Here is a 26,056-nt window from a genome sequence, read left to right as displayed (position 1 = left end):
TCCTAGATAACCTTGGCTTCGTTGCGCAGCTTGGCGACCAGCTCTTCCACGCTGGCCACCTTCACGCCACCCTTGCGCTTGGCGGGCTCCTCCACCTTCAGCGTGGCAATGCGCGGGGCCACATCCACGCCCAGGCTCTCCGGCGTGATGGTGGCCATCGGCTTGGCGCGCGCTTTCATGATGTTGGGCAGCGCCGCATAGCGCGGCTCGTTCAAACGCAAGTCGGTAGTGATCACCGCGGGCAGCTTCACACCGATGGTCTCCAGTCCGCCATCCACTTCACGCGTCACCACGGCCTCGCCGCCTTCCAATGCAACGGCGGAGGCGAATGTCGCCTGCGGCCAACCCAGCAGCGCGGCCAGCATCTGGCCCGTCTGGTTGCAGTCATCATCGATCGCCTGCTTGCCCATGATCACGAGTTGCGGCGCCTCCTGCGCCACCAGCTTGGCCAGCATCTTGGCCACAGCCAGCGGCTGCAGTTCGATATCCGTCTGCACCAGGATGCCGCGATCCGCACCCAGCGCCATTGCGGTGCGGATGGTTTCCTGGCTGGCCGCCACACCCATGCTCACCACCACCACTTCGGTGGCCACGCCCTTCTCCTTCAGGCGCACCGCTTCTTCCACGGCAATCTCGTCAAAGGGGTTCATGGCCATTTTCGTGTTGGCCAGGTCCACGCCGCTCTGGTCGGCCTTCACCCGCACACGCACATTGTAATCTATCACCCGTTTGACCGGCACCAGCAGCTTCATGGCATCATCCAAGTCTATTGAAACACGGTGGTTAATATAGCCGGGTTGAATAGGTTGGTTCCAGTTCAAATCGCCATCACTTGTGGTTGCACGAGGCCAAAACCACCATTACTGTGCATAAAGACCTGTAGCGCAAAGGTTTTGAATGAAGCTCGTCACGAAAGACAGTGAAATCAAACTGGTGGAATTCCTTAATTCCATCGCGGGCGATCTCGCCAGCTGGCGCTCCGTCCATCTTCGTTTTTCCGAGTTGCTGGAGCATCACCGCAACGATTACCAGACCAAAATCGCCATCAATGTCGTTCAGGATTATGTCAAAGATGGCGAAGGCTCCATTTTCATTCTGAAGGACCGGGACATCGTGCTGCTTTGCAAGGGCATCACCAAATCCCAGCTGGAGAAAATGATTTTCCGCCTGCGCTATCTCTACACGGACGACCCCCTGGCCTACGATACCGAAGGTTCCGAGAACCCGAATTTCAGTTCCATTCACGACCTCTCCCTTGGCGACGATGCTCTGGTGGAAATTGCCCGGCGCAAAAAGAATGCTGCGGCCAACACCAATCCGGCCGTACCGGCGAAAACCGTCACCAAGCCGGGTGAGGAGGATATCCGCCCGCTCACGCCCTCGCGCCTTTCCTCCATCGAATCCGACATCCTCGCGGCCGATCTCAGCCGCGTCATGCGCCGCCAGCCCATTTGCGCGCTGGTTCCCGGCAAACCGGTGCGCCGCGTGTTCGATGAATTCTACATCAACATTCCGCACCTGCGGAAGCTCATCATGAGCAATGTGGACCTCACGGCCAACCGCAATCTGTTCGCCTACCTCACACAGATTCTCGACGGCAAGATGCTCGACATGCTGCGCAAACAGCCCGCCGCCTATTTCGATACGCCGCTCAGCCTCAACCTCAATGTCAGCAGTCTTCTGTCGGATAAATTCAGCGCCTTCGACGCCGCCATGAAACCGCAGCTGCGCGTCTCCGTCGTCATCGAAATTCAGGTGTCGGATGTATTCGCCGACATGCAGGGCTTCATTTTCGCCAAGGAAATGGTACAGAAAAAAGGTTATCGCGTGTGCCTCGATGGCCTGACCGATCTCAGCTTCACCCAGCTGGACCGCGCCGCCCTCGGTTTCGACCTTGCCAAACTCCAATGGAACAGCGCCATCAAAACCGGCATGCCCAAGGAGGAGCGCGAGCGCATCCTGCGCACAGCGGTGGAACGCTGCGGCCCCACGCGCCTCATCCTCTGCCGCTGCGACACGCGCGAAGCCGTGGAACACGGTCAGTCCATGGGCATCAGCCTGTTCCAGGGGCGTTATCTGGATACGCTGATCAACCCCGACAGCAAGGTGGTAAACTAAGCGGGAACACGTTCACCCGTTGCAATACCTTGTGCCCAAAGCGCCGTTTTCAATGTGGTACGGATGATGTGATAATCCGTCTCGGCCAGCACATGCGGCTTTGCATGGTAGGCAATTCCCATCCCCGCGGCCTTCAACATCGGCAGATCGTTGGCGCCGTCGCCGAGCGCCATCACGTCTTCGGGCCCAATGCCAAGCTTTTCGCACCATTCCAGCATTGTTTGCAGCTTGGCATCCGCTCCCAATATGGGTTCCTTCACCCTGCCGGTGAGCGCGCCATTCTCTATCTCCAGCACATTGCTGAAATGCGCCTGAAACCCTAGAAGTTTAGCCACACGTTCGGTAAAAAAGGTGAACCCTCCGGACACTAGCACGCTCGGCACCTTCATGTCGTTCATGGCGTCAATCAGTTCCGATGCACCGGCCATGGCGGTGATGCGTTCCGCCCATACAGCTTCCAGCTTCTCAAGCGGCAGCCCTTTCAACAGCCCCACACGCTCCTTAAGGGCCGCCTCAAAATTCAGCTCCCCGCGCATGGCGCGTTCGGTGATGGCCGATATCTGTGGTTTGATATGCAGCATATCCGCCATTTCATCGATGCATTCCTGCATGATCATGGTGGAATCCATGTCGCTCACCAACAGCTTCTTCAAACGGCCTTTCTGCGGCACCAGCAGCGCGTCGCATGCATGTTTCTCTGATAATGCGGCCAGCCTGGCACGCAACGCAGCGGCATCCCTCACGCTCAGGTCCAGCTCATAGGCCTGTGGTTCTTCCAGCCAGCGCTGCCCGTGCAACACGGCCTGCTCGTCACGGCACAGGTTCAATGCATCATGAATGGCGGGTTCGGGCGCTTGCGTAAAGGCCAGAACCAGGGCGTAGCGATCTTCGTGATTGCTTGCAGGCATGAGTGATCCTATGGGATAGGGTGATTAACCATATCGGCATCCTTCCGGCAATGGCCAAAAACCCCATCCTCATCCTCACCGGCCCGACCGCGAGCGGAAAATCCGCCCTCGCGCTGGCCGTGGCGGGGGGGTATCGCGGTGCGGTCATTAATGCCGACAGCCAGCAGGTCTACAAGGATCTGCGCGTGCTTTCCGCCCGCCCGCCGGAACGCGACACCGCCCTCGTACCCCACCACCTCTACGGCCATATCGACGGCGCTGCCAATTACTCCACCGGCGACTGGCTGCGCGAACTCACCCATGTGCTGGAAGCCTGCTGGGCACAGGGCGTGCTGCCCATCGTCACCGGCGGCACGGGGCTTTACATCAAGGCCCTGATGCATGGCATGGCCGAAATGCCCGCCGCGCCAATGGAACTCCGCCAAAAGGGCTATGCCCTGCTGGAACGGATAGGGCTGCCCGCCTTTGCCGAAACCCTGCTCAAACGGGACCCGCTGCTGGAAGGCACCATCGACACCCAGAACCCTCAGCGCCTCATGCGCGCGTGGGAAATGCTGGAACTGACCGGCCAGTCCATCCGCATATGGCAAAAAAACACGGCCCTTCCCTTTCCGGAGGCCACAATCCTGGCCTATGCCCTCATGCCGCTTCGGCCGAAACTGTACAAAAGCATCGATGACCGGGTGCATGACATGGTGCGCGACGGCGCCCTGGAAGAGGTGAAACACCTGATGAAACGTGGCCTTTCCGGCCATCTGCCGGTGATGAAAGGCCAGGGCGTGAGGGAATTTACCGCCCATCTGGCCGGGGAGCTGCCCCTGGAGGCCGCCATTACCGACACCCAGACCAACACCCGGCGTTACGCCAAGCGCCAATTGACCTGGCTGCGCAACCAGATTGAGGAAATCACCTGGCTTTCGCCCGAAATCGCCTGGGAAACCGTGCGTGAAGGCGCGGAGTCATTAAAAAATTAATAAATTTGCCATGCTTCTCTGCTATTTTGTATCCTCTTGAAATTCTAGCCAACGCGGTTCATGAGCACCAAACGCCCGACCCCACCGCCAGACGACATGCCGATTGCCGAGCGCATCGGCCGCCTGCGCGCGGGCCCCGGTCGGGAGATGCTGCCGGAACAAGCCTACACGAAACTGGCAACCGGCTGGAACACCCTGTCCAACATGGAGCAATTCTGCGCCAAGGCCAGCGATGCCGAGCTGAAACGCTCCGCCGGGGAAATCATGACGAAAATGCGGGCCGATCCCGGACAGGAAGGCCTGCAGATCGCCTGGCTCGCCATCTCGCGTGAATGGATTTTCCGCAAAACAGCCGACCGCCCTCGCCCCATCTATGCCAATGCCGAACAGATGCTCACCGCCCTCTGGCACATCCAGAGCAAGGAAGGCGTGCTGGCCGAGGTCAAAACCGGCGAAGGCAAGACCCTTATCTTCGCCCTGCTCGCTGGGTTAAAAGCGGCAGGCGGTCATAAGGTGGATGTCATGACCACCAGCCATTACCTCTCCGAGGAAGGCGCGCAGTTCTTCAACAGCATGTTCAACGATCTGGGGCTGCGGGCCAGCATCCCGCCCGGCGACGATGAACATGACCAGAACCGCCGCCGTGCGGGCTATGCGGGCGATGTGATCTACGCCCCGATCGACCGTGGCGTGTTCGACAGCCTGCTGGAACAATATTACGGCCAGCCCTCACGTGGCTTTCGTCCATACGATTCATTATTGCTGGACGAGGCCGATTACGCTCTGATGGACAGCCTGAGCAGCTACCGCATCTCCACCAGCAGCGCCCGGGAAAGCGACATCGCCTGGGTCTATTACAGCCTCAATCATTTCATCGAACGCTTCCCCGCCTCGGCAGAAGCGAACGAGGCATGGGCCCAGAAAGCCCGCCAATGGCTGCTGAACGAATCCCCCGAGCAGCGGGAAACCATTGCGGGCTGGGATGATTCCCTGCTGATGGAATGGCTGAACTCCGCCCATCGCGCCGGCCAGCTGGAAGAAGACCGCGACTATGTGGTGCAGCCCAGCCCGGCCTTCAGCAAGCCCGGCCGCCCCGCCTATCAGGCTGTGGTGGTGGACAAGGATAAAAGCGGCGAGTTGAAACAATCCTCTCGCTGGTCGCAGGGCGTTCACCAGTTCCTGCATGCGCGGCTTGGCTTCCCGGTGGAGGAGGAAGGCACCGCCGCTCCCTCCATGACGCTGGCCCAGTTCGTGCGGCAATATGCGGATTTCAACAGCATGACCGGCACCGCCGGCAACCGGGTGGAGTTGGAGGAAATGCACGCGCGTTTTCACCTCGCCCCGGTGTTCATTCCCCCGCACAACATCAGCAAACGGCAAGACCTGCCGACCCTCATCACCCAGGGCGGTGAAACAGGCTTCTTCTCCACCCTCACCGATCAGCTGGTGGAAATGGCCCGTCAGGGCCGCCCCTCGCTGGTGGCGCTGGAATCGATCGACGATGTCAACCGCTTTACAGCCCATCTCGCCCAGCAGGGCATGGACCATGTGAAACGGCTCGACGGCCTCACGCCTGAGCAGGAAAGCTCGGTTATTGCCGAGGCAGGCAAACCCGGCGCCATCACCCTTACCACCATCCTTGGCGGTCGTGGCATCGACATCAAACCGACCAGGGAGGTGCTGGACGCGGGCGGCCTCCATGTCATACCCGCCCTGCTGCCCGCTTCCGGGCGCGTGCAATGGCAGCTGCGCGGCCGTGCAGGAAGGCAAGGCGCGCCGGGCTCCTCGCAGATGATCGTCAATGGCGACAGGCTGGGCCTTTCCTCCACCCCCACGCCCGATATCGCCGATCAGCTCATCGAAGGCTATCAGAACCACCGCATCGAGAGCGACTCGCTCCAGCGCTTCAAGCAGGATTTCGAAGCCGATGTCATGCAGCGTTACCAGCAGGAATTCCTCACTTTCGTGCAGGCCTTCCAAAGCCTGGTGTATGAACGGCTTAAAAACAACATCGACATCCTCAATAAAAATGTCGAATTCAAGGGGCTGGCCAGGGATGCCCTCAGCGGCGCGCCGGGCTTTCTGGCTTCGCTCGCCTTCAATCGCGAACGGCTGATCGTGGATATTTTTGAAAAAGTCGGCCTGCCATTGTTGCAGGCATCTCTCGGCGTGTTCCAGCGGGTGCGTGGCAATGCTGAGGAAAAAAGCAAACAGATCGAACGTGGCTATAAAATCTTTTACGCCTTCGCCAATGCCGCCACGGCGGAATGGGACCAGTTTGACGACAAAGCCCGCCGCGTGATGGATCACCACTTCCAGGAAACCATCGCCCAGCATAAACAGGGCAACTACCGTGAGGTGCTGAACCACCTGAAAGGCAATATCGGCCATGAGGTGGAACCCCTCTGGCTGGAACGGCGCGAACGCATGCTGGCCGGCATGAACGACATCGCCGTCAAGGTCGGCCTGCAACCCCTGCCCTTGGAAGAAGTATTGAGCGTGCACCTGGAAAAGCCCTTGTCGCTGGATGAGCTGAAACAGCATGACAACCAGCTTGTGCGCGCCGCCGAACACGCCTTCGGCGAGGGGCTGGATAATTTCATCCAGCGCATATCTGGCCAGGCCAATGGCCAGCAGCATAGCACGGGAAAATAATCACTCCGAATCCGACGGAAAACTCTCCGTTTCCCGCATCACCCAATCCGCAAACACCGGCAAGGCCGCATAGGTGGACACGCACACCAGCGCAGGCACATCATGCGGATGGTCCTCCTCAAATAGGGTCTCGATCTCCGACCACTTGGCCGCGGTGCTTTTGGTGACCATGATCACCTCCTGCTCCTCTTCCATCTTCCCTTCCCAGCGATAGATGGACGCAGCCCCCGGCAATAGGTTGACGCAGGCGGCCAGCTTGCGCTCCACCAGCATGCGCGCCATGCGTTTGGCATCCTCCATGGTTGGAAACGTGGCATAGATAAGGCGCAGCATGGCATTCCCCGGTAATGGTTTGCTCGGATATAAAAAAAGCGGATTTACCGTCCGGTAAACCCGCTTTCATCTTTACCCCAAGCCCTAGAACGGAATATCGTCGTCCAGCGCTTCGGCCATGGCAGGCTGCGGCTGGCGGCTGGGCGCGGAGGACGGTGCGCTGTAAGAGGAGCCGCTGCCGTAATCATTGTCGCGCTCGCCTTCGCCACGGCGGGAATCCAGCATCGTCAGCGTGGCGTTGAAGCCCTGCAGTACCACCTCGGTGGAATAACGTTCCATTCCGCCCTGGTCGGTCCATTTGCGCGTTTGCAGCGCGCCTTCGATATACACTTTCGCGCCCTTGCGCAGGTAGTTTTTGGCGATATTCACCAGTGCATCGTTGAAGATCACCACGCGGTGCCACTCGGTACGTTCCTTACGCTCGCCCGAGTTGCGGTCCTTCCAGGATTCGGACGTGGCAATGGCCAGATTGGCGATTTCCTTGCCGTCCTGTGTGGAACGAATTTCCGGGTCACGCCCGAGATTGCCGACCAGAATCACTTTATTTACGCTGCCTGCCATCACTCACTCCATGCTAATCGGCTTAACGGTAAACTTTGTGTTAATTTAGCGGACTGCCATGGAAAGGCAAAGGGGATTTTAACGGCTCAGGCAAACCTTTGCTGGGCTTCCGCCCGCGCCTGCTCCAGCGCCATAGGGATGGTAATGCGGCAGGATATCTGCTCGGGGCTTCTCAAAGCCGCCTCGCCGAATGTACTCAAAAGAATATCGTCACGTTCGGTTCGCAGGGATTCAAACTCCGTAAAAGTACCTGCCGTTCGTTCAAATCGCCGACGCGCCTGCATGCGGGAAGGCTCCGGATTATCCGTATCAAAAATAAAATGGGCGTCATGATATACACTGGCGAAATCATCAAAACGTGCATGTTCCTCTGCGATATAATCCGCGAGGCTCAGTCCGCCCACATCAATATCTTCCGGATAAATGCCGCAGGCCTCAGCAAAAGCGCCAAGGAACAGGAATACCAGCGGTTCGCCGTAAGCACCCTCAATGAAGCGCTGCGCTCTTTCCGTAATCTGTTCGGGCATGTCCCCGCCAAGCCCGGTCTGAAGCCATGTATCACGCAGGTTTTCACATGCGGCATGAAAATAATAGTCCCATTGCGCGGCAAGCGAGGCAATCGCCTGTTTTAAACGATCCTCTGAAAACCCGCTCGCCGTTTCCAGCGCCTCATTCAGAGATTGCGGAACACCCTCCAGATGAAAAAGCCCCTGCATATCGGCAATGGTTTTGGTTACCTCCTTGATCGGCAGCACGGAACAGGGAACCGCGCCCACCATCGGCACGAACTCGCGCCAGGTGTTGAACATGGGTTTGAAGTGATGTTCCCAGACATCCTGCGATAAAAGACTCATGGCTTCCTCCGGGGAGGAACCTTAAGGAAAAAATGTGACATTTTGACGCTTATGCGTCCATCGGCTCTGGAAAAGCGGCGTCAATCAACGCCTTGGTATAAACATATTTCGGCTTGGCAAAAAGTTTGCCCATCGGCGCATCCTCCACCACCTTGCCGTCTTTCATCACCATCACCCGGTGGCAAAGCGCCTTGATGACGCGAAGATCATGGCTGATAAACAGATAGGAAAGGCCATATTTGCCCTGAAGCCTGCGAAACAGGTCCACCATCTGCATCTGCGTGGCGGCATCCAGCGCGGAGGTCGGCTCATCCAGCACCAGCAGCTTGGGTTTGAGGATAAGCGCCCGCACCAGCGCGATGCGCTGCCGCTGCCCGCCGGAAAACTCATGCGGGTGCCGCTCGAGTATATCGCCGTTCAATCCCACTTCCTTCAGCAGCGCGGCCGCCATTTCCTGCCGCTGGGCATCATCTGCCCCAATGCCGTGCAGCCTGGCTCCTTCCAGGATAATATCCCCCACCGTCATGCGGGGGTTCATGCTGCCATAGGGGTCCTGAAACACCAGCTGTAGCTGGCGGCGCATGGCCCGCAACTCCCCGGCAGGCAGGTTATCCAGCCGGCGCCCGATGAAACTCACCGGCCCGCTGGAAGGCACCAGGCGCAGCAAAGCCATCGCCAGCATGCTTTTGCCCGAACCGCTCTCCCCCACCAGCCCAAGCGCCTCGCCCGGCTGGATGGAAACCCGCGCGCCATCCACGGCAATCAGCTCATCGATGGTTTTACCCCACAGGTTCTTGCGGCGCGAAAATTTCACCTCAATCGGCCCGGCCATCAGCAGTGGCGCACCGCTCTCATCCACGATGTTGAAGTTCTCGCCCTTGGGCGCCGCCGCCAGCAGCAGTTTCGTGTAGGCATGCTTGGGCTTGGCAAACAGGGTCGCCACGCTTGCGCGTTCCACCACCTCGCCATCCTTCATCACGGCCACGTCATCCGCGTAACGCCGCACCAGCCCCAGATCGTGCGTGATCAGCATCAGCGCCATGCCGTATTTCTGCTGAAGCTCCTTGAGCAATGCCAGTATCTGCGCCTGCACCGTCACATCCAGCGCCGTGGTCGGCTCGTCGGCAATCAGCAATTGCGGGCGGTTGGCAATGGCCATGGCAATCATCACCCGCTGGCGCTGCCCGCCGGACAATTCATAAGGATAAGCCCCCAGCCGCTCCGTTAATGCATCCAGCCCGACTTCCTTCAACAGGTTGATGACCTCGCGCTTCACCTGCTCTCGTGTGTAACGGTGGTGAACGAGCAGCGCTTCGCCGATCTGCCTGCCGATGCTGTGCAGCGGGTTAAGCGCCGTCATCGGCTCCTGGAAAATCATGGCCATCTGTTTGCCGCGCATCAGCCGTTTTTCACCTTCCGGCATGCCCACCAGCTCATGCCCGTCAAAGCGAATGCTGCTTTCCGCATCTATCTGCATCGATGCAGGCTGCAGCCCCATGATGCTGAGCGCGGTCAGGCTCTTGCCTGATCCGCTTTCACCCACCAACGCCAGCGTGCTGCCCTTCTTGATGCTGAGGCTGGCCGATGTGATCAGCTCCTGGCTTCCATAGCGAAGGGTGAGGTCTTTTATCTCCAGCAGCGGCATGGCTATGCACCCCGCTTGCGGTGAGGATCCAGCGCGTCACGCAACGCCTCGCCGATGAACACCAGCAGGCTCAGCAACACGGCCATGACGATAAAACCGGTCAGCCCCAGCCATGAGGCCTGAAGATTATTTTTGCCCTGCGCCAGCAATTCACCCAGCGATGCCGAGCCCGGCGGCAGACCGAAACCGAGGAAATCCAGCGCCGTTAACGTGGTGATGGCCCCGCACAGCATGAAGGGCAGCATGGTGACCGTGGCCACCAGCGCATTCGGCAGCACATGGCGGAACATGATGGTGCGCTCGCGCACGCCAAGCGCCCGCGCCGCGCGCACATAATCGAAATTGCGCGCGCGCAGCACCTCCGCACGCACCAACCCGGCAATGCCCATCCAGCTGAACAGCAGCATCAGCAGCAGAAGCCAGCTCACCGTGGGCTGCACCAGGCTCGCCAGAATCAACAGCAGGTAGAGGATCGGCATGCCTGACCATATCTCAATCAACCGCTGCGCGACCAGGTCCACCCATCCGCCGAAAAATCCTTGCACCGCGCCGAGGAAAATGCCGATCACCAGCGTTGCCGCCGTCAAGGCGAGACCGAACAGGATGGACACCCTCAGCCCGTACAGCAGCCGCGCCAGTACATCACGCCCCTGGTCGTCCGTGCCCAGCCAGTTCTCCCACGAAGGCGGCGTGGGCGCAGGCGCGCCGAGGTTCCAGTTGATGCTGTCATAACGGTAGTGAATGGGCGGCCAGATCATCCAGCCCTCATCCTTGATCAGCTTCTGCACCGCCGGGTCGCGGTAATCGGCGGGCGTCTCGAACACGCCGCCGAAATCCGTTTCCGGATAATCCCATAGAATCGGCATATAAAAATGCCCATGGCTATACGCAACAATCGGCCTGTCATTGGCGACGATATCCGCAAACAGCGTGAACAGAAACAAAATCAGAAAAATCCATAGGCTGTACCACCCGCGCCTGTTAGCGCGAAACTGGAAAAAACGTCGGCGTGTCACGGCGGATAACATGCCTACCCTCGCCTTTCGAAATCAATGCGCGGGTCAACCCATCGATAGGTCAGGTCACCGATAAGCCCAACAATCAACCCAAGAAACGTGAAAATATACAAGGTGCCGAACATCACCGGATAATCCCGCTGCATCGCCGCCTCAAACCCGAGCAGGCCCAATCCATCGAGCGAGAAGATCACCTCGATCAGCAAAGCGCCGGTAAACAGCGCGCCCAGAAATGCGGCGGGCAACCCCGATATCACCAGCAGCATGGCGTTGCGGAACACATGCCCCCACAGCACCCGCCCTTCGCTTAAACCTTTGGCGCGCGCGGTAAGCACATATTGCTTGCGAACCTCGTCCAGAAAGCTGTTTTTGGTCAGCATGGCAAGGCTGGCAAACCCGCCCATCACCATCGCCAGCACCGGCAGGGCGATATGCCAGAAATAATCCAGTATGCGCGCAGGCCAGGCAAGGTCGTGCCAGTTTTCCGATACCAGCCCGCGCAAGGGAAACCAGTCCAGATAGCTGCCGCCGGCGAACAGCACCACCAGCGCCACGGCAAACAGGAAGGAAGGCACCGCGTAACAGACGGTGAGCATCACGCTGGTGGCCACATCAAACCGCGAACCGTCACGCACGGCCTTGGCAATGCCAAGCGGCACGGCAATCAGGTAGATCAGCAGAGTGGACCATAACCCGAGAGAGATGGACACGGGCAGACGCTGAACGATCAGTTCGCTCACGCGGGCGGAACGAAAAAAACTCTCGCCGAAATCAAACATTGCATACTGCTTGAGCATCTGGAGAAACCGCTCCGGCGCGGGCTTATCAAAACCATAGAGCTTTCGTATCTGCGCCAGCAGCTCAGGGTCGAGCCCCTGCGCGCCGCGGTTGGCATCCTGCCCGCCCTGCACGGGCATATCGGCCCCGCCGGAAGTCACACGCTCCAGTACGCCGTTTCCGTGGCCGAAGCCCCCCTTCTTGATCTGCGAGATCATCTGGTCCACCGGCCCGCCCGGCACGGCCTGCACCACCGCGAAGTTCAGCAGCATGATGCCCAGCAAAGTGGGTATCATCAGCAGCACACGTTTGAGCAGGTAATTCCAGATCATGCGGCGACCATAACCTACTCCCCCTCAAATGGGTAGAGGAAGAACAAGATTGCCAAACAGCAAGCGGCTGTGCTAGCAGTTTGCGGATTGCAAAAAATTCAGGGGCTTCACATGTCACGATTGTTGGTGAAAAAATCCGTTGCTGCCATCCAGGCGGAAGGCAAGAGCAACCACCTCAAGCGTTCATTAGGCCCATTCAACCTCATCTCTCTCGGCATCGGCGCCATCATCGGCGCAGGTATCTTCGTCATCACCGGCACCGCCGCGGCTGAGCATGCAGGCCCCGCCATCGTGCTTGCCTTCATCCTTGCGGGCATCGCCTGCGCCTTTACCGGCCTCTGCTATGCGGAGCTTTCCTCCGTGCTGCCCGTTTCCGGCAGCGCCTACACCTATGCCTATGCCACGCTCGGGGAGTTGATGGCCTGGTTCATGGGGTTATTACTGCTGCTTGAATACGGCCTTTCGGCTTCCACGGTGGCGGTAGGCTGGAGCGGCTATTTCGTCAGCCTTATGGAAAGCATGCACATCATGATACCCCCGGAATGGGCACATGCGACCTATGGCGGCGCGGTTACCCTGGCCGATGGCAGCACCGTTGAGCCCATCTTCAACCTGCCTGCCTTCTGCATTGCCATGCTGGTGGCCATCCTGCTCACCATCGGCGTAAAGGAATCCGCCAACGTCAACAACATCATCGTAGCCATCAAACTGGCCGTGATCCTGCTCTTCGTTGGCTTCGGCGTCTTTCATATAGACACGGCAAACTGGACCCCCTTCATCCCGCCGGAAATCTCCGAGGGTAAATTCGGTTATTCAGGCATCCTCGCCGCGGCTGGCATGATCTTCTTTGCCTATATTGGTTTCGAGGCTGTCTCTACCGCTGCTCAGGAAGCTAAGAACCCGCAGCGTGATATGCCGATCGGCATCCTCGGCTCGCTGGTCATCTGCACCATCCTTTACATCATTGTGTCCGCAGTCCTCACCGGCATCGTGCATTACAGCAAGCTGAACGTGCCCGATCCCATGGCCATCGGCGTGGATGCCATGAACCTGCCCTGGCTCTCTTTCCTGGTAAAAATCGGCGCCATTACCGGCCTCAGCTCGGTAATCCTGGTGGTGATGTATGGCCAGACGCGCATCTTCTACATCATGTCGAGCGATGGGCTGCTGCCGAGCATCTTCTCCCGCATTCATCCCACCTTCAAAACACCGCACATTAACACCCTGCTGGTTGGCTTTCTCATCGGCACCGCCGCCGGTCTGACCCCCATCAGCACGCTGGGTCACTTGGTAAGCATGGGCACGCTGATGGCCTTCGCCGTTGTGTGCTTCAGCGTCATGTACCTGCGCAAGAAAGAGCCAAACCTGGTCCGCCCCTTCCGCACACCCGGCTACCCGCTGGTGCCGATTCTCGGTATCGTATTCTGCCTGTACCTGGTGTACGGCCTGCCGACGGAGATCTACAAGCTCATGGGCACCTGGCTGGCCATTGGCATGGTTTTCTACTTCTTCTATGGCTATAAAAACAGCAAAGTGGCCAAAGGCACTGCCGCGGCAGCGCCCAAGGTAGCTCCCGCATTGCCGCAGCACACCATGCCGCGCCCGCATACGCCTGCTCCCTACAACCCAACTCCCGCAGCGCCCTATAAGCCTGTGACGCAGCCGCCGGTAGCCCCGGCAGGCGCCGCAGCCACGGCCGTGGTCGTTTCCAAGCCGGTGGAAGCACCGAAGCCTGCCGCACCAGCGCCTGTCGCTGAAAAGAAACCTGCGCCGGCTGCCCCGGCAAAACCTGTAGCACCCGCCGCGAAAGGCAAACCGGCCAAACGGGCAACGGTGAAGAAAGTGACTCCGGCAAAAAAACCGGCTCCCGCCGCTAAAAAGCCCGCAGCAAAAGTTCCGGTTAAAAAAGCTGCTGTCAAAAAAGCTCCGGCAAAAAAGGCTCCCGTTAAAAAACCGGCTGCCAAAGCCAAACCGAAAAAGAAGTAACCCTCTGACGGTTTAAACGACAACGCCCGCTGCGCATGCAGCGGGCGTTTTTTATTGCGGCCATTCTACAGAATGAACTTGGACAGATCCATGTTGGAAGCCACATCTTCCAGCTTGCCGCTCACGTAATCCGCATCAATGACGATGGTCTCTCCATTGCGGTCGGCAGCGGTAAAGGCTATCTCCTCCACCAGCTTCTCCATAATGGTATGCAGCCTGCGCGCGCCGATATTCTCCACCTCGCGGTTCACCCGTGTAGCGATATCGGCAATGGCCTTGATCGCCTCGTCCTTGAAATCCAGCACCAGGCCTTCCGTTGCCATCAAGGCTACATACTGGCGAATAAGCGAAGCCTCCGGCTCTTTTAGGATGCGTACCATATCCTCTTCGCTGAGCGGCTGAAGCTCCACGCGGATAGGCAAACGCCCCTGCAGTTCCGGCAGCAGATCCGAAGGCTTAGCCATATGGAATGCACCGGAAGCAATGAACAGCACATGGTCTGTCTTCACCGGGCCGTGCTTGGTCATCACCGTAGTACCTTCGATCAACGGCAGCAAATCACGCTGCACCCCTTCGCGGCTCACCTCCGCACCGCGATATTCGCTGCGCGAGGCGATCTTGTCGATCTCGTCGATAAACACAATGCCGTGATTTTCCACCGCCTGAATAGACTCGCGAATGATCGCTTCCTGGTCCACCAGCTTGTCGCTCTCTTCTGAAATTAGCAGCGGCAGGGCCTGCTTTACCTTCAGCGTGCGGCTTTTGGTGCGCGCGCCACCCATGGCTTTGGAGAGCATGTCGCTCATGTTCAGCACGCCCATCTGCCCTCCCGGCATGCCGGGAATGTCAAAGGCATTCATGAAACTGTTGCCGCCATCAGCCAGGTCGAGTGTCACATCGGTAGCATCCAGCTCGCCCTTCTGAATCTTCTGACGGAATTTCTGCCGCGTCTCTGCCCCGCTATTTTGTCCCACCAGCGCATCCAGCAAACGTTCCTCGGCGGCGGTTTCGGCTTTGGCGCGCACGTCCTCATGCATGCGCTCACGCGTCAGGTGCAGCGCCACTTCCATCAGATCGCGAATGATGGATTCCACATCGCGCCCCACATAGCCCACTTCCGTGAACTTGGTCGCCTCCACCTTGATGAACGGCGCCTTGGCCAGCTTGGCCAGACGGCGGGATATCTCCGTCTTCCCGCAGCCCGTCGGCCCGATCATCAGAATATTCTTTGGCACTACTTCCTCTTTCAGCGGGCTTTCCAGCTGCTGACGCCGCCAGCGGTTGCGCAGCGCAATCGCCACGGCCTTCTTCGCATCCTTCTGGCCGACGATGAAGCGGTCGAGCTCGGAAACAATCTCACGGGGGGATAATTCAGACATGATTTTTCTTTCTATATTTCTTCAATCGTCAAATTGCCATTGGTATACACGCAAATCTCAGCCGCCACCGCCATCGCCTTCTCCGCAATGGTACGGGCATCCAGATCCGTATTACGTGCAAGCGCTCGCGCGGCGGAAAGCGCATAGGTCCCGCCCGATCCAATACCGATGATTCCGTCCTCCGGCTCCAGCACATCGCCATTCCCGGTCAGAATCAGCGCGGCATTTTTGTCCGCCACCGCCATCATGGCCTCCAGACGGCGCAAGTAACGGTCCGTCCGCCAGTCCTTCGCCAGCTCCACGCAGGCACGCGTCAACTGGCCGGGATGCTTCTCCAGCTTGGCTTCCAGCCGCTCGAACAGGGTAAACGCATCCGCCGTCGCCCCCGCAAACCCGGCGATGATATGGCCCCCGGCACCCAGACGGCGCACTTTTTTGGCCGTGCCCTTCACCACCGTGGACCCGAGCGACACCTGCCCGTCCCCCGCCATCACCACCTTATCGCCCTTGCGGACGCATAAAATCGTGGTTCCATGCCAGCTTGGCAGGCCGTTATCCGCTTTATATTCCTCGCTCATGGGGGCGTCCTTTCCGTGTTCAGGCTGGATATAGTGGTAAAGTTAATGCGTTTAAAGGCAGCCATGCTATAAAAACGGCAAATTCAAGGATACGTGCCATGCGCAAAGCTACCGTCGAACGCAAGACCAGCGAAACCAGCATCGCCGCCACCGTCAACCTGGACGGAAGCGGCGTTTATAAGGTGGATACCGGCATTGGCTTTCTCAATCACATGCTTGAGCAGCTCTCCCGCCACAGCCTGATCGACATCACCCTCGCCGCCAAGGGCGATCTTCACATCGACGGCCACCACACCACGGAGGATTCCGCCATCACCATCGGTCAAGCCGTGCGCAAGGCGCTGGACGAGCGCAAGGGCATCACCCGCTACGGCCATGCCTATATCCCGATGGATGAGACCCTCTCCCGCGTGGTGATCGACCTGGTCGACCGCCCCTATGTGGTGTGGAACGTGAAATTCAGCCAGGCCAAACTCGGTGAGATGGATACCGAACTGTTCCGGGAGTGGTTCTATGCCTTCGCGCATGCGGTTGGCATGAACCTGCATGTGGAGAACCTCTACGGCGTCAACAACCATCACATCATCGAATCCTGCTTCAAGGGCCTTGCCCGTGCGCTGCGCCAGGCTATCGAGATTGATCCGCGCAAGGCCGACAGCATCCCCTCCACCAAAGGGGTACTCTGATGTTCGGCCGTCTGAACCTCTATTCCGTCTACCGTCCCACCCGCAGCAATAAACCGCTGGAGGAAATGCAGTATGTGCCGCAGGGTTTCAACTGGGCGGCGCTCATTTTCCCCATTCTCTGGTCACTTTATCACCGCCTGTGGTTCATCACCGCCCTGCTGGTGCTGGTGGAAACCGGAACCTGGTGGGCCATGCAGCACAAACTGGCGGATCCCAGCCTCATCATGGCACTCAAACTCTGCTGGGATGTCTATATCGGCATCAGCGCCAACGACTGGCGCGAAGCCTATCTTCAGTCCCGCGGCTACACCCTTGCCGATGTCGTCACCGGCAAAGGCCATATGGAAGCCGAACGCCGTTTTCTTGACCGCTGGTTCCACGACCAGTCCGTCTATCATCCCAACCAGGGCGTGCTGGTCTGATGATGAAGGCCGTTATTATCGATTATGGATCGGGCAACCTCCGCTCCGCTCAGAAAGCCTGCGAACGCGTGGCTCCGGCAGGTATGCAAATCGCCATCAGCAGCGATGTGAACACCGTTCAGAAAGCCGATTATATTGTCCTTCCCGGCGTCGGCGCATTCGGGGATTGCATAGCGGGGCTTAAAGCCATCCCGGATATGGAAGCATCGTTGAACAACGCAGTAAAAAAAGAGGCAAAACCATTCCTCGGCATCTGCGTGGGCATGCAGCTCCTGGCAAAAGAAGGCCATGAACATGGCATTCACCAAGGATTAGGATGGATTGACGCGATAGTGGAACCAATACCGCCCGCCCCCGGCATCAAAATTCCCCACATGGGCTGGAACAACCTCAATATCCAACTCCCTCACCCCCTGTTGGCAGGCATTCATACCGGCGACCATGCCTATTTTGTGCATAGCTACCACATGACAGGCAGCAATGGCGCCTTGCCCCCCCACTGCCTTGCCACGGTGCAGCATGGCAAAAACTTGACGGCCATCGTCGGGCGGGATAACTGGCTGGGTACGCAGTTTCACCCTGAAAAAAGCCAGGCCACGGGGCTTAAGCTGCTGGAAAACTTCCTTCGCTGGAAGCCTTAACGGGAACGCCGCCATGCCCTTTGTCATCGAACGCTGCCACAAACTGAAAATCAGCGAGCTTGAGCAATTATGCGAAGCCACCGAGGAAGCGGTGCGCGACGGTATCGGCTTCAACTGGGCCAACCCTCCCGGCCGCGAAGTGCTTGAACAATACTGGAACGGCGTCCTCGTCATTCCCGAGCGCGAGCTGTTCCTCGCCCGTCTGGATGGGCAGATCGCAGGCGCCGTGCAACTGGTGAAACCCAGCAAACGGCAGGAAACCTCCTCTTTTGCCGCCACCATCATGGAGCATTTCGTCGCACCCTGGGCACGCGGCTACGGCCTTGCAAAATCGCTGCTGCAGGCGGCCGAAACCTCCGGCGAGCAGCAAAGCTACGAGCAGATCCGCCTTTCCGTGCGCGCCACGCAGAAGGCCGCCATCCATCTGTATGAAACCCAAGGGTACGAATGCTGGGGCATTCTCCCCCGGCATGAGCGTATCGGCGGCGCCTACATCGCCGGCCACTTCTTTTTCAAAAACCTCACATGATCATCTTTCCCGCCATCGACCTGAAAGACGGCCAATGCGTGCGCCTCTACCAAGGTGACATGAACAAGGCGACCGTCTTTTCCAGCCACCCGGCCGATCAGGCCGAGACGTTTGCCGAAGCAGGCAGCGAATGGCTGCATGTGGTGGATCTCAACGGCGCGTTTGCGGGCCAGTCGGTCAACCGTGTGGCGGTGGAAGCCATTTTGCAGCGCATCCGCATGCCGGTGCAGCTGGGTGGCGGCATCCGCGAGATGGCCCATATCGAATCCTGGCTGAAAGCGGGCATCAGCCGCGTTATTCTCGGCACCGTGGCGGTTAAGAACCCATCGCTTGTCAAGGAAGCCTGCAAGGCATTCCCCGGCAGGATCGCCGTCGGCATCGACGCCCGCGGCGGCATGGTGGCCACCGAAGGCTGGGCGGAAACCTCCGACCTCAGCGCGCTGGAGCTCGCCAGCCGTTTTGAAGACGCGGGCGTCGCCGCCATTATTTACACCGATATCGGCCGCGACGGCACCCTGCAAGGCCCCAATATCGAGGAAACCGTCGCCCTGGCCGACCACACCGCCATTCCGGTCATCGCCTCAGGCGGCGTCGGCAATATGGGCCACCTGGAAGCACTGGCGGGCCATCCCTCCATTCACGGCGTCATCGTCGGCCGCGCGCTTTACGACGGCGCGGTGGACCTGGCCACCGCCATCGGGCGCTTCAGCCGCGCCAAAGCCGCCTGATATGCTGAAAACACGCATCATTCCCTGCCTTGACGTTAAAGACGGCCGCGTGGTGAAAGGCGTGAATTTCGTTGGCCTCACCGATGCCGGCGACCCGGTCGAACAGGCCCGCCTCTATGATGCCGAAGGCGCCGACGAACTTTGCTTCCTGGACATCTCCGCCTCGCATGAAGGCCGCAGCACCATGCTGGATGTCGTCCGCCAGGTGGCGGAAGCTTGTTTCATGCCGCTCACTGTCGGCGGCGGCGTGCGTGAGGTGGAGGATTTCCGCCGCCTGTTATTGGCAGGGGCAGACAAGGTCGCCATCAACACCGCCGCCATCACCAACCCCGATCTGGTGAAACAGGCCGCCGAGAAATTCGGTGCCCAATGTGTCGTCGTCGCACTCGATGCAAAAGAGACCGCACCCGGAACTTACGAGCTTTTCACGCACGGCGGGCGCAATCCTACCGGCCTGAATGCCGTGGAATATGCCAAAAAAATGCAATCTCTCGGCGCGGGCGAGATCCTGCTCACCTCCATGGACCGTGACGGCACCAAACAAGGCTACAACTTGCCGCTCACCGCCGCCGTGGCCGATGCGGTGGATATTCCCGTCATCGCCTCCGGCGGCGTAGGAGAGATGCGGCATTTCATCGACGGCGTGCAGAAAGGCCATGCCAGCGCCGTTCTGGCCGCATCCGTCTTTCACTATGGAACTTACCGCATCGGCGAGGTAAAACAGGCGATGCAACAGGCGGGCATTCCCGTCAGGCTCTAGGCACGTTAGCGAAGGTCTGTATGAATTCCATCATCCACCAACTGGCCGCCACCATCGCCGACCGAAAACTGGCGGACACCAAGCAATCCTACACCGCCAGCCTTCTCGCCAGGGGGCCGGAAGCCTGCGTCAAAAAATTCGGCGAGGAGGCTTTCGAATTCGCCATTGCCGCCATTCAGGAAGATGACCGGCACACCATCGCCGAAGCCGCCGACGTGATCTATCACCTGCTGGTGGCGCTGGAAGCCTCGGGCATTTCGCTTCAGGAGGTGGAGGCCGAACTGGCGCGCCGCACCGGCCAGTCCGGCATTGAGGAAAAAGCGAGCCGCAAAGGATAACGCATGTACGACAGCAACAATATCTTCGCCCGTATCCTGCGTGGGGAAATACCCAACAAAACCGTGCACGAGGACGAGCATGTGCTCGCCTTTCACGACATCACCCCCGCCGCCCCGGTGCATGTGTTGGTAGTGCCGAAAGGCGAATATGTCTCGTTCGATGATTTTGTGCAGAAAGCGGACGCGGCGACTGTGGCGCGCTACTTCGCCACGATTCAGAAAATCGCCGCCCAGCTCGGCCTGGTGCAGGGAGGATACCGTCTGATTGCCAACCATGGCCCGGACGCCTCGCAATCCGTGCCGCATTTCCACATGCACATCCTGGCCGGCAAGCCGCTCGGCGGTCTGCTGCCGGGCGATGCACACACACGTTAACCCCCAGGAGGATGCAATGAAACGCCTCGCCACCTTCGCCGCTCTCTTATGTACACTGGCTTATGTTAACGCCTATGCCGAGGACACCCAGCCCACCCCGGTGGACCAGCCGAAACCCAACCCCGTGCATGAAGAAGCCAAAGGCACCCAAAACGGCACCACCAAGCACGATGAATGCATCCGCAAATACTGGGACAATAAATTCGCCTATTACCAATGCCTGAATGAAGACAAGAAATAACCTTCAGCAAAAGAGGCCCATCATGCTTACCCGCGCACTACTCATCTCCACCCTCCTGGCATCCGTTGCCCTTATCGCGCAGGCTGCCGAACATCAGATGAACACCGAAGATCAGCAACGCACCCTGCCCATGCAGCGCCTGCTGAAAGACACGCCCAACGGCACCACCGTGCATGACGACTGCATGCGCCGTTACTGGGACAACAAGATCCTCTACAACCAGTGCCTGAAAGGCCAGCAGTCTTTCCTTCAATTCGTCATTCCCGGCAAGCAGGAATGGCTTGAACCGGCGAGCGAACGGCAGCAATAAGCATGGCCGGGCAGAATCACCACCACGTTCACCATCACCACACCGGTTCTACAAACGCCAGACGCCTGACCATCGCACTAATGCTCACGGGTGGCTATCTGGTGGCGGAAGTCGTGGGCAGCCTCATCACCGACAGCCTTGCCCTGCTGTCGGATGCAGCCCACATGATGACCGATGTCATGGGCTTGGTGATTGCGCTGGTTGCCACCAAAATCGGCGAACGCCCGGCGGATTTCAAACGCACCTTCGGTTATCGCCGGTTCGAGATTCTGGCCGCCGCGCTGAATGCTTCCGCCCTCTTCATTGTTGCCTTCTACATCCTGTATGAAGCCTGGCAGCGCTTCTTTCATCCGGCGGAAATCGCCTCCACCGGCATGCTCGTCATTGCCGTACTCGGTCTCGTGGTCAACCTCATCAGCATGAAAGTGCTGCAGGGCGGGCACGATAACCTCAACCTCAAGGCCGCCTATGCCGAGGTCATGGCCGATATGCTTGGTTCGGCGGCAGTCATCCTGGCCGCCATCATCATTAAGCTCACCGGCTGGCAGCAGGTGGACCCCGTCATGGCCGTGCTCATTGGCCTGTGGGTGCTGCCGCGCACATGGGCGCTCCTTAGCGAATCCGTCCATATCCTGCTGGACGGCGTCCCTTCCGGCATGGAAATGCAATCCCTCATGGATGATCTGAAAACCCTGCCCGGCGTGGAGGATGTGCATGAACTGCATGTCTGGGCCATTACCAGCGGCCAGAACAGCCTGACCGCGCACCTGGTCGTCAAGCAACTCCCTACCGACAATCATTTGCTGGAAAAGGCGCAGCACGTTGCCGAACAGCACAATATTCACCACACCAATTTCCAGTTTGAACTAAGCGGCTGTAACCATAGCAACAATTGCGCGGGCTCCGTCAAGCACCGCCACTAAGTCCTTCACCGCTTGACCTAAATCAATGCCCGACACCGCGAAAAATCATTTAGTGCATATTGAGGTAATCAATGAATGCACTAATCACGCACTGCACGGGTCTGTTCGCTTCCGGCAATCTGCCGTTCTACCTGGTATTTTTTCTGGGCGGCCTTACGGGCGGTTTTACCCACTGCATGCCCATGTGCGGCCCACTGGTTGGCGCCGAAACCGCCGCCTGCAGCCGCTGCGGCAGCTGCGGCACCGGCCGCACCATTGCTCGCAGTCTTGGCGTTAATTACCATCTCGGCCGCGCCACCACCTACATGCTGCTGGGCGGTGCGGCGGCTGTTCTTTCCAGCCAGATTGCGGCCTCGCCTTACTGGCCATGGGTTTCAGCGGCCATGCTGATGCTGGCGGGGTTCATGTTTCTGGCAAGCGGCCTGCCGTTTTTCCGGCATATCGGTTTTTTCTCCACGGGCCGGCTGACCTACCTTCGCGGCCTTTTTCTGGGTTTTATGCCATGCGGCCTGCTTTATGCCGCCTTGATGATGGCAGCCACCATGGCCAATCCGCTTAAGGCCATGCTGGCCATGTTCTTCTTCTTTGCGGGCACGCTTCCCGCCCTGTTCATTGCCAGCATCGGCACCGAACTTCTTTCGCGCAAATGGCAGTTTTTCATGCAGAAGCTCGGCCGCGCGGTCATGGCATTCAACGGCGTCGCACTCCTTGTGATGGCCGAAAGATTAGTAGCGAGGTAAATCATGCAAACCGCCCGACCACTCCCGGCTTACAACGACGACATCGTCAAGCTCTTCACCATCGCCTCATTATTCTGGGGTGTGGTGGGCATGGCTGTGGGGCTGTTCATTGCGCTACAAATGGCGTTTCCGGAACTCAATTTCGGTGAATATCTCAATTTCGGCAGGCTTCGCCCGCTGCACACATCCGCGGTGATTTTCGCTTTCGGCGGCAACGTGCTTTTCGCCACCAGCTACTTCGTCGTGCAGCGCACCTGCCGCACGCGCCTGTGGAACGACGGTCTCTCCCTTTTCACCTTCTGGGGTTACCAGATTTTCATCGTCATGGCCGCGCTTGGCTATGTTACCGGCGTGACCCAGGGCAAGGAATATGCCGAGCCGGAATGGTATGCCGACCTTTGGCTGACGGTTGTCTGGGTCGCCTACCTCGCCATTTTTCTGATGACGCTGAAAAACCGCGAAGAACCGCATATCTACGTGGCCAACTGGTTCTACCTCGCCTTTATCGCCACCGTGGCCGTGCTTCACCTGGTCAATGGCGTATCGGTCCCGGTTTCCCTGCTCGGCACAAAAAGCTATCCGGTGTGGGGTGGCGTGCAGAGTGCGCTCATTCAGTGGTGGTATGGCCATAATGCCGTGGGCTTTTTCCTCACCGCCGGTTTCCTCGGCATCATGTATTACTTCATTCCCAAACGCGCCAATCGCCCGGTTTATTCTTACCGCCTGTCCATCCTGCACTTCTGGTCGCTGATCTTTATCTACATCTGGGCCGGTCCGCACCACCTGCATTACACTGCCCTGCCTGACTGGGCGCAAACGCTCGGCATGACCTTCTCCATCATGCTCTGGATGCCCAGCTGGGGCGGCATGATCAACGGCATCATGACCCTCTCGGGCGCATGGAACAAACTGCGTGATGACCCGGTGCTCCGCTTCATGATCATCGCCCTGGCCTTCTATGGCATGAGCACCTTCGAAGGTCCGCTCATGTCCATCAAGGCGGTGAATTCACTCTCGCACTATACGGACTGGACCATCGGCCACGTGCATTCCGGCGCGCTCGGCTGGGTGGCTTTCATCAGCTTCGGCGCCATCTATCACCTTGTGCCAATACTCTGGAAGCGCAGGGAGCTCTACTCTATGCGCCTCGTGAACACCCATCTCTGGGTCGCCACCATCGGCATCGTGCTTTACATCACGGCCATGTGGGTGGCGGGCATCATGCAGGGTTTGATGTGGCGTGCCTATGACAGCATGGGCTTCCTGGAATATTCCTTCGTGGAAACCGTCGCCGCCATGCACCCCTACTACATCATCCGCGCGCTGGGCGGCCTGCTCTACCTCAGCGGCATGGTCATCATGATCTATAACTGCTGGAAAACCATCTGCGGCGCAGAATCCAGCCAGGCAACGCGCAATCTGGAGTCCGCTCATGCTTAAGCATCATGGCAAACTGGAAAAAAACTCCATCTGGCTGCTGATCGGCATCATCATCGCCATTTCCATCGGCGGCCTGATTGAGATCGTCCCGCTTTTCCGCATCGAGACCACCATCGAAAAAGTCAGCGGCATGCGTCCGCTCACCCCGCTGGAGCTGGCCGGCCAGAACATTTACATCCGCGAAGGCTGCGCCAACTGCCACAGCCAGCAGATTCGGCCGCTGCGCGATGAGGTCGAGCGCTACGGCCCCTACTCCCTCGCCGCCGAAAGCATGTACGATCATCCGTTCCTCTGGGGCTCCAAACGCACCGGCCCCGACCTGGCGCGTGTGGGCGGCAAATATTCGGACGAATGGCACACCATGCACCTCAAGCGCCCCAAGGACGTGGTGCCTGAATCCATAATGCCTCCCTATGCCTTCCTGCTGCATAACGGCGCCGCGATCGACGATATCGACAAGCACATGAAAACCCTACGCACCGTGGGCGTGCCTTACACCGATGCCATGATCGAACATGCCTATAACGATGCCATGGCCCAGGCGCATCCGGAAACGGACGCCACCGGCCTGAAGGAACGCTACGGCGAAAAAATCAACCAGCGTGATTTTGATGGTCAGCCGCAAATGGTCTCTGAGATGGATGCCCTGGTGGCCTATCTGCAGATGCTCGGCACATTGGCCAATATCAAGGATTACAAACCCGCGGAGCAACAACATGATTGAGTTCCTGCTTCAGCACGCGCCCACCATCGGAATGCTGTTTTTCATGGCGGTATTCCTTGGAATTCTGGTGTGGGTATTACGCCCCGGCGCCAAACAGAACCTGCAAGCCTTAGCCTATATCCCACTGGAGGATCGCCATGATGGCCGACCCTAATACCCCTAAAGAAAAAGATACCGTCACCGGTGTGGAAACCACCGGCCATGAATGGGACGGACTGAAGGAACTGAATAACCCCGCCCCGCGCTGGTGGCTGTGGGTGTTCTTTCTATGCTGCATCTGGGCCGTAGGTTACTGGTTGGTCTATCCTGCCTGGCCGACGCTTAACGGCAATACGCAAGGCAGCAAACACTGGACGCAATATAAAAAGCTTGCCGATGAACAATCCGAAATCACCGCAAGGCGAGGCGTTTATATCGAAAAGATCAAAACTGCCTCATTGCAGGACATCCAGAGCGATCCCGAGCTCTATGCCTTCGCCATCGCCGGCGGTAAAACCATGTTCAAGGAAAACTGCGCCGCCTGCCACGGCACCGGCGCCGAAGGACGCCCCGGCTATCCGAATCTGAACGATGATGACTGGCTCTGGGGCGGCGATCTGGATGCCATCTATACCACCATCAAACACGGCATACGCTCCACCCATGCCGAAACGCGTGATTCCGCAATGCCCGCCTTCGGAAAGGACGGCATTCTCAAAGCGGCCGAGATATCCAGCGTGGCGGATTATGTGCTGAGCCTCTCCACCCACCAGGGCGGCACGGAGGAAGGCGCAACCCTCTTTGCGACCAACTGCGCCTCCTGCCATGGCAACGATGGCAAGGGCGGCCGTGATTTCGGCGCGCCGAACCTGGCCGATGCCATCTGGCTCTATGGCGGTGACAAGGCAAGCATCGTGCGGCAGGTCAACAGCCCGCGCCATGGCGTTATGCCCACCTGGGAAGCCCGCCTGCCTGATACCACCATCAAGCAGCTGGCCATCTATGTACATTCGCTGGGTGGCGGTGAAGCAGCGCCCGCTATCATGCCAGCCGCCGCTCCAACACAGCCCTCCGCCAAGGAACCGGCTGGCCGATAGGTAAAAT

Annotated in this window: 29 protein-coding genes and 1 pseudogene; 20 read left to right on the top strand and 10 right to left on the bottom strand. The window is 58.8% G+C overall.

Translation table 11 applies throughout. The features are described from left to right. Positions 1-2: 2 nt before the first annotated feature. Complete coding sequence (locus tag GC177_03645; GenBank protein ID MBI1275047.1) at positions 3-752, bottom strand: electron transfer flavoprotein subunit beta/FixA family protein; 750 nt, start codon at positions 750-752, stop codon at positions 3-5. A gap of 145 nt (positions 753-897) precedes the next feature. Here GC177_03645 and GC177_03640 point away from each other — a divergent pair, with 145 nt between their 5' ends. Next, a complete protein-coding gene (locus GC177_03640) occupies positions 898-2,118 on the top strand; it encodes an EAL domain-containing protein (protein MBI1275046.1) in 1,221 nt (406 codons plus the stop codon). Here GC177_03640 and serB read toward each other — a convergent pair. After that, complete coding sequence (gene serB, locus GC177_03635) at positions 2,115-3,026, bottom strand: phosphoserine phosphatase SerB (protein ID MBI1275045.1); 912 nt, start codon at positions 3,024-3,026, stop codon at positions 2,115-2,117. The genes GC177_03640 and serB overlap by 4 nt on opposite strands. Positions 3,027-3,046: 20 nt before the next feature. On the opposite strand from serB, the gene miaA reads away from it, so the two are divergent. Both miaA and GC177_03625 read left to right on the top strand, forming a co-directional pair. After that, positions 3,047-4,000, top strand: a complete 954-nt coding sequence (miaA, locus tag GC177_03630; GenBank protein ID MBI1275044.1) for a tRNA (adenosine(37)-N6)-dimethylallyltransferase MiaA — start codon at positions 3,047-3,049, stop codon at positions 3,998-4,000. A 60-nt stretch (positions 4,001-4,060) separates the two neighbouring features. Continuing rightward, positions 4,061-6,655 carry a hypothetical protein gene (locus tag GC177_03625; protein MBI1275043.1) on the top strand — a complete coding sequence of 865 codons (2,595 nt, stop codon included), beginning with the start codon at positions 4,061-4,063 and terminating at the stop codon, positions 6,653-6,655. On the opposite strand, the gene GC177_03620 is transcribed toward GC177_03625, so the two are convergent. From GC177_03620 to yejB, 6 genes are all read right to left on the bottom strand, one after another. Continuing rightward, positions 6,656-6,988, bottom strand: coding sequence for a divalent cation tolerance protein CutA (locus tag GC177_03620; GenBank protein MBI1275042.1), 333 nt, complete (start codon positions 6,986-6,988; stop codon positions 6,656-6,658). It lies immediately after the preceding gene. Between the two features lie 84 nt (positions 6,989-7,072). Further along, entirely contained in the window at positions 7,073-7,549 is a 477-nt protein-coding gene (gene ssb, locus GC177_03615; protein MBI1275041.1) for a single-stranded DNA-binding protein, read from the bottom strand. Between the two features lie 86 nt (positions 7,550-7,635). Further along, positions 7,636-8,403 carry a hypothetical protein gene (locus GC177_03610; GenBank protein MBI1275040.1) on the bottom strand — a complete coding sequence of 256 codons (768 nt, stop codon included), beginning with the start codon at positions 8,401-8,403 and terminating at the stop codon, positions 7,636-7,638. 49 nt (positions 8,404-8,452) lie between these two features. After that, positions 8,453-10,048 (bottom strand): dipeptide ABC transporter ATP-binding protein, encoded by a 1,596-nt coding sequence (locus GC177_03605; protein MBI1275039.1) that lies wholly within the window; start codon positions 10,046-10,048, stop codon positions 8,453-8,455. A gap of 2 nt (positions 10,049-10,050) precedes the next feature. Next, on the bottom strand, positions 10,051-11,076 hold the full coding sequence (locus GC177_03600; protein MBI1275038.1) for an ABC transporter permease subunit: 1,026 nt from the start codon (positions 11,074-11,076) through the stop codon (positions 10,051-10,053). A gap of 2 nt (positions 11,077-11,078) precedes the next feature. Then, complete coding sequence (yejB, locus tag GC177_03595) at positions 11,079-12,170, bottom strand: microcin C ABC transporter permease YejB (GenBank protein MBI1275037.1); 1,092 nt, start codon at positions 12,168-12,170, stop codon at positions 11,079-11,081. Positions 12,171-12,284: 114 nt separating this feature from the next. On the opposite strand from yejB, the pseudogene GC177_03590 reads away from it, so the two are divergent. Further along, positions 12,285-13,709: pseudogene (locus GC177_03590) on the top strand (amino acid permease). A gap of 515 nt (positions 13,710-14,224) precedes the next feature. Here the strand turns inward: GC177_03590 and hslU are convergent. Next, positions 14,225-15,538: an ATP-dependent protease ATPase subunit HslU gene (hslU, locus tag GC177_03585; protein MBI1275036.1), complete on the bottom strand. Its 1,314-nt coding sequence runs from the start codon at positions 15,536-15,538 to the stop codon at positions 14,225-14,227. Between the two features lie 11 nt (positions 15,539-15,549). Next, positions 15,550-16,116, bottom strand: a complete 567-nt coding sequence (gene hslV / locus GC177_03580) for an ATP-dependent protease subunit HslV (GenBank protein ID MBI1275035.1) — start codon at positions 16,114-16,116, stop codon at positions 15,550-15,552. A gap of 98 nt (positions 16,117-16,214) precedes the next feature. Here hslV and hisB point away from each other — a divergent pair, with 98 nt between their 5' ends. From hisB to ccoP, 16 genes are all read left to right on the top strand, one after another. Then, complete coding sequence (gene hisB, locus GC177_03575; GenBank protein MBI1275034.1) at positions 16,215-16,802, top strand: imidazoleglycerol-phosphate dehydratase HisB; 588 nt, start codon at positions 16,215-16,217, stop codon at positions 16,800-16,802. Next, positions 16,802-17,224, top strand: coding sequence for a DUF2628 domain-containing protein (locus GC177_03570; GenBank protein ID MBI1275033.1), 423 nt, complete (start codon positions 16,802-16,804; stop codon positions 17,222-17,224). The genes hisB and GC177_03570 overlap by 1 nt, the downstream gene beginning before the upstream one ends. Positions 17,225-17,226: 2 nt before the next feature. After that, a complete protein-coding gene (gene hisH / locus GC177_03565) occupies positions 17,227-17,865 on the top strand; it encodes an imidazole glycerol phosphate synthase subunit HisH (GenBank protein ID MBI1275032.1) in 639 nt (212 codons plus the stop codon). A 13-nt stretch (positions 17,866-17,878) separates the two neighbouring features. Next, entirely contained in the window at positions 17,879-18,394 is a 516-nt protein-coding gene (locus tag GC177_03560; protein MBI1275031.1) for a GNAT family N-acetyltransferase, read from the top strand. Then, the gene (gene hisA, locus GC177_03555; GenBank protein MBI1275030.1) at positions 18,391-19,122 is read left to right on the top strand and encodes a 1-(5-phosphoribosyl)-5-[(5-phosphoribosylamino)methylideneamino]imidazole-4-carboxamide isomerase; all 732 of its coding nucleotides are present in this window, start codon (positions 18,391-18,393) and stop codon (positions 19,120-19,122) included. Before GC177_03560 ends, hisA begins: the two co-directional genes overlap by 4 nt. 1 nt (position 19,123) lies before the next feature. Beyond that, entirely contained in the window at positions 19,124-19,882 is a 759-nt protein-coding gene (gene hisF / locus GC177_03550) for an imidazole glycerol phosphate synthase subunit HisF (protein MBI1275029.1), read from the top strand. Positions 19,883-19,902: 20 nt separating this feature from the next. Then, entirely contained in the window at positions 19,903-20,220 is a 318-nt protein-coding gene (locus GC177_03545; GenBank protein MBI1275028.1) for a phosphoribosyl-ATP diphosphatase, read from the top strand. A 3-nt stretch (positions 20,221-20,223) separates the two neighbouring features. Next, positions 20,224-20,595 (top strand): HIT domain-containing protein, encoded by a 372-nt coding sequence (locus GC177_03540; protein MBI1275027.1) that lies wholly within the window; start codon positions 20,224-20,226, stop codon positions 20,593-20,595. A gap of 16 nt (positions 20,596-20,611) precedes the next feature. Further along, positions 20,612-20,836: a hypothetical protein gene (locus GC177_03535; protein ID MBI1275026.1), complete on the top strand. Its 225-nt coding sequence runs from the start codon at positions 20,612-20,614 to the stop codon at positions 20,834-20,836. A gap of 22 nt (positions 20,837-20,858) precedes the next feature. Next, positions 20,859-21,146 carry a hypothetical protein gene (locus tag GC177_03530; protein MBI1275025.1) on the top strand — a complete coding sequence of 96 codons (288 nt, stop codon included), beginning with the start codon at positions 20,859-20,861 and terminating at the stop codon, positions 21,144-21,146. Between the two features lie 2 nt (positions 21,147-21,148). Then, the gene (locus GC177_03525; GenBank protein ID MBI1275024.1) at positions 21,149-22,069 is read left to right on the top strand and encodes a cation diffusion facilitator family transporter; all 921 of its coding nucleotides are present in this window, start codon (positions 21,149-21,151) and stop codon (positions 22,067-22,069) included. Positions 22,070-22,140: 71 nt separating this feature from the next. After that, positions 22,141-22,809, top strand: coding sequence for a hypothetical protein (locus GC177_03520; GenBank protein ID MBI1275023.1), 669 nt, complete (start codon positions 22,141-22,143; stop codon positions 22,807-22,809). Continuing rightward, entirely contained in the window at positions 22,810-24,249 is a 1,440-nt protein-coding gene (ccoN, locus tag GC177_03515) for a cytochrome-c oxidase, cbb3-type subunit I (GenBank protein MBI1275022.1), read from the top strand. It abuts the gene before it with no gap. Next, positions 24,242-24,973 carry a cytochrome-c oxidase, cbb3-type subunit II gene (gene ccoO / locus GC177_03510; protein MBI1275021.1) on the top strand — a complete coding sequence of 244 codons (732 nt, stop codon included), beginning with the start codon at positions 24,242-24,244 and terminating at the stop codon, positions 24,971-24,973. Before ccoN ends, ccoO begins: the two co-directional genes overlap by 8 nt. Beyond that, on the top strand, positions 24,861-25,127 hold the full coding sequence (locus GC177_03505) for a CcoQ/FixQ family Cbb3-type cytochrome c oxidase assembly chaperone (GenBank protein ID MBI1275020.1): 267 nt from the start codon (positions 24,861-24,863) through the stop codon (positions 25,125-25,127). Before ccoO ends, GC177_03505 begins: the two co-directional genes overlap by 113 nt. Then, the gene (gene ccoP, locus GC177_03500; GenBank protein ID MBI1275019.1) at positions 25,114-26,049 is read left to right on the top strand and encodes a cytochrome-c oxidase, cbb3-type subunit III; all 936 of its coding nucleotides are present in this window, start codon (positions 25,114-25,116) and stop codon (positions 26,047-26,049) included. The genes GC177_03505 and ccoP overlap by 14 nt, the downstream gene beginning before the upstream one ends. The last annotated feature ends 7 nt before the right edge of the window (positions 26,050-26,056 follow it).

The sequence above is a fragment of the bacterium genome, assembly GCA_016124905.1.
In the GTDB taxonomy this organism is placed as follows: domain Bacteria; phylum Pseudomonadota; class Alphaproteobacteria; order Rickettsiales; family RI-342; genus RI-342.
The sequence above is the reverse complement of the archived record's forward strand: the minus strand, read 5'-3'. Positions and strand labels throughout refer to the sequence as shown.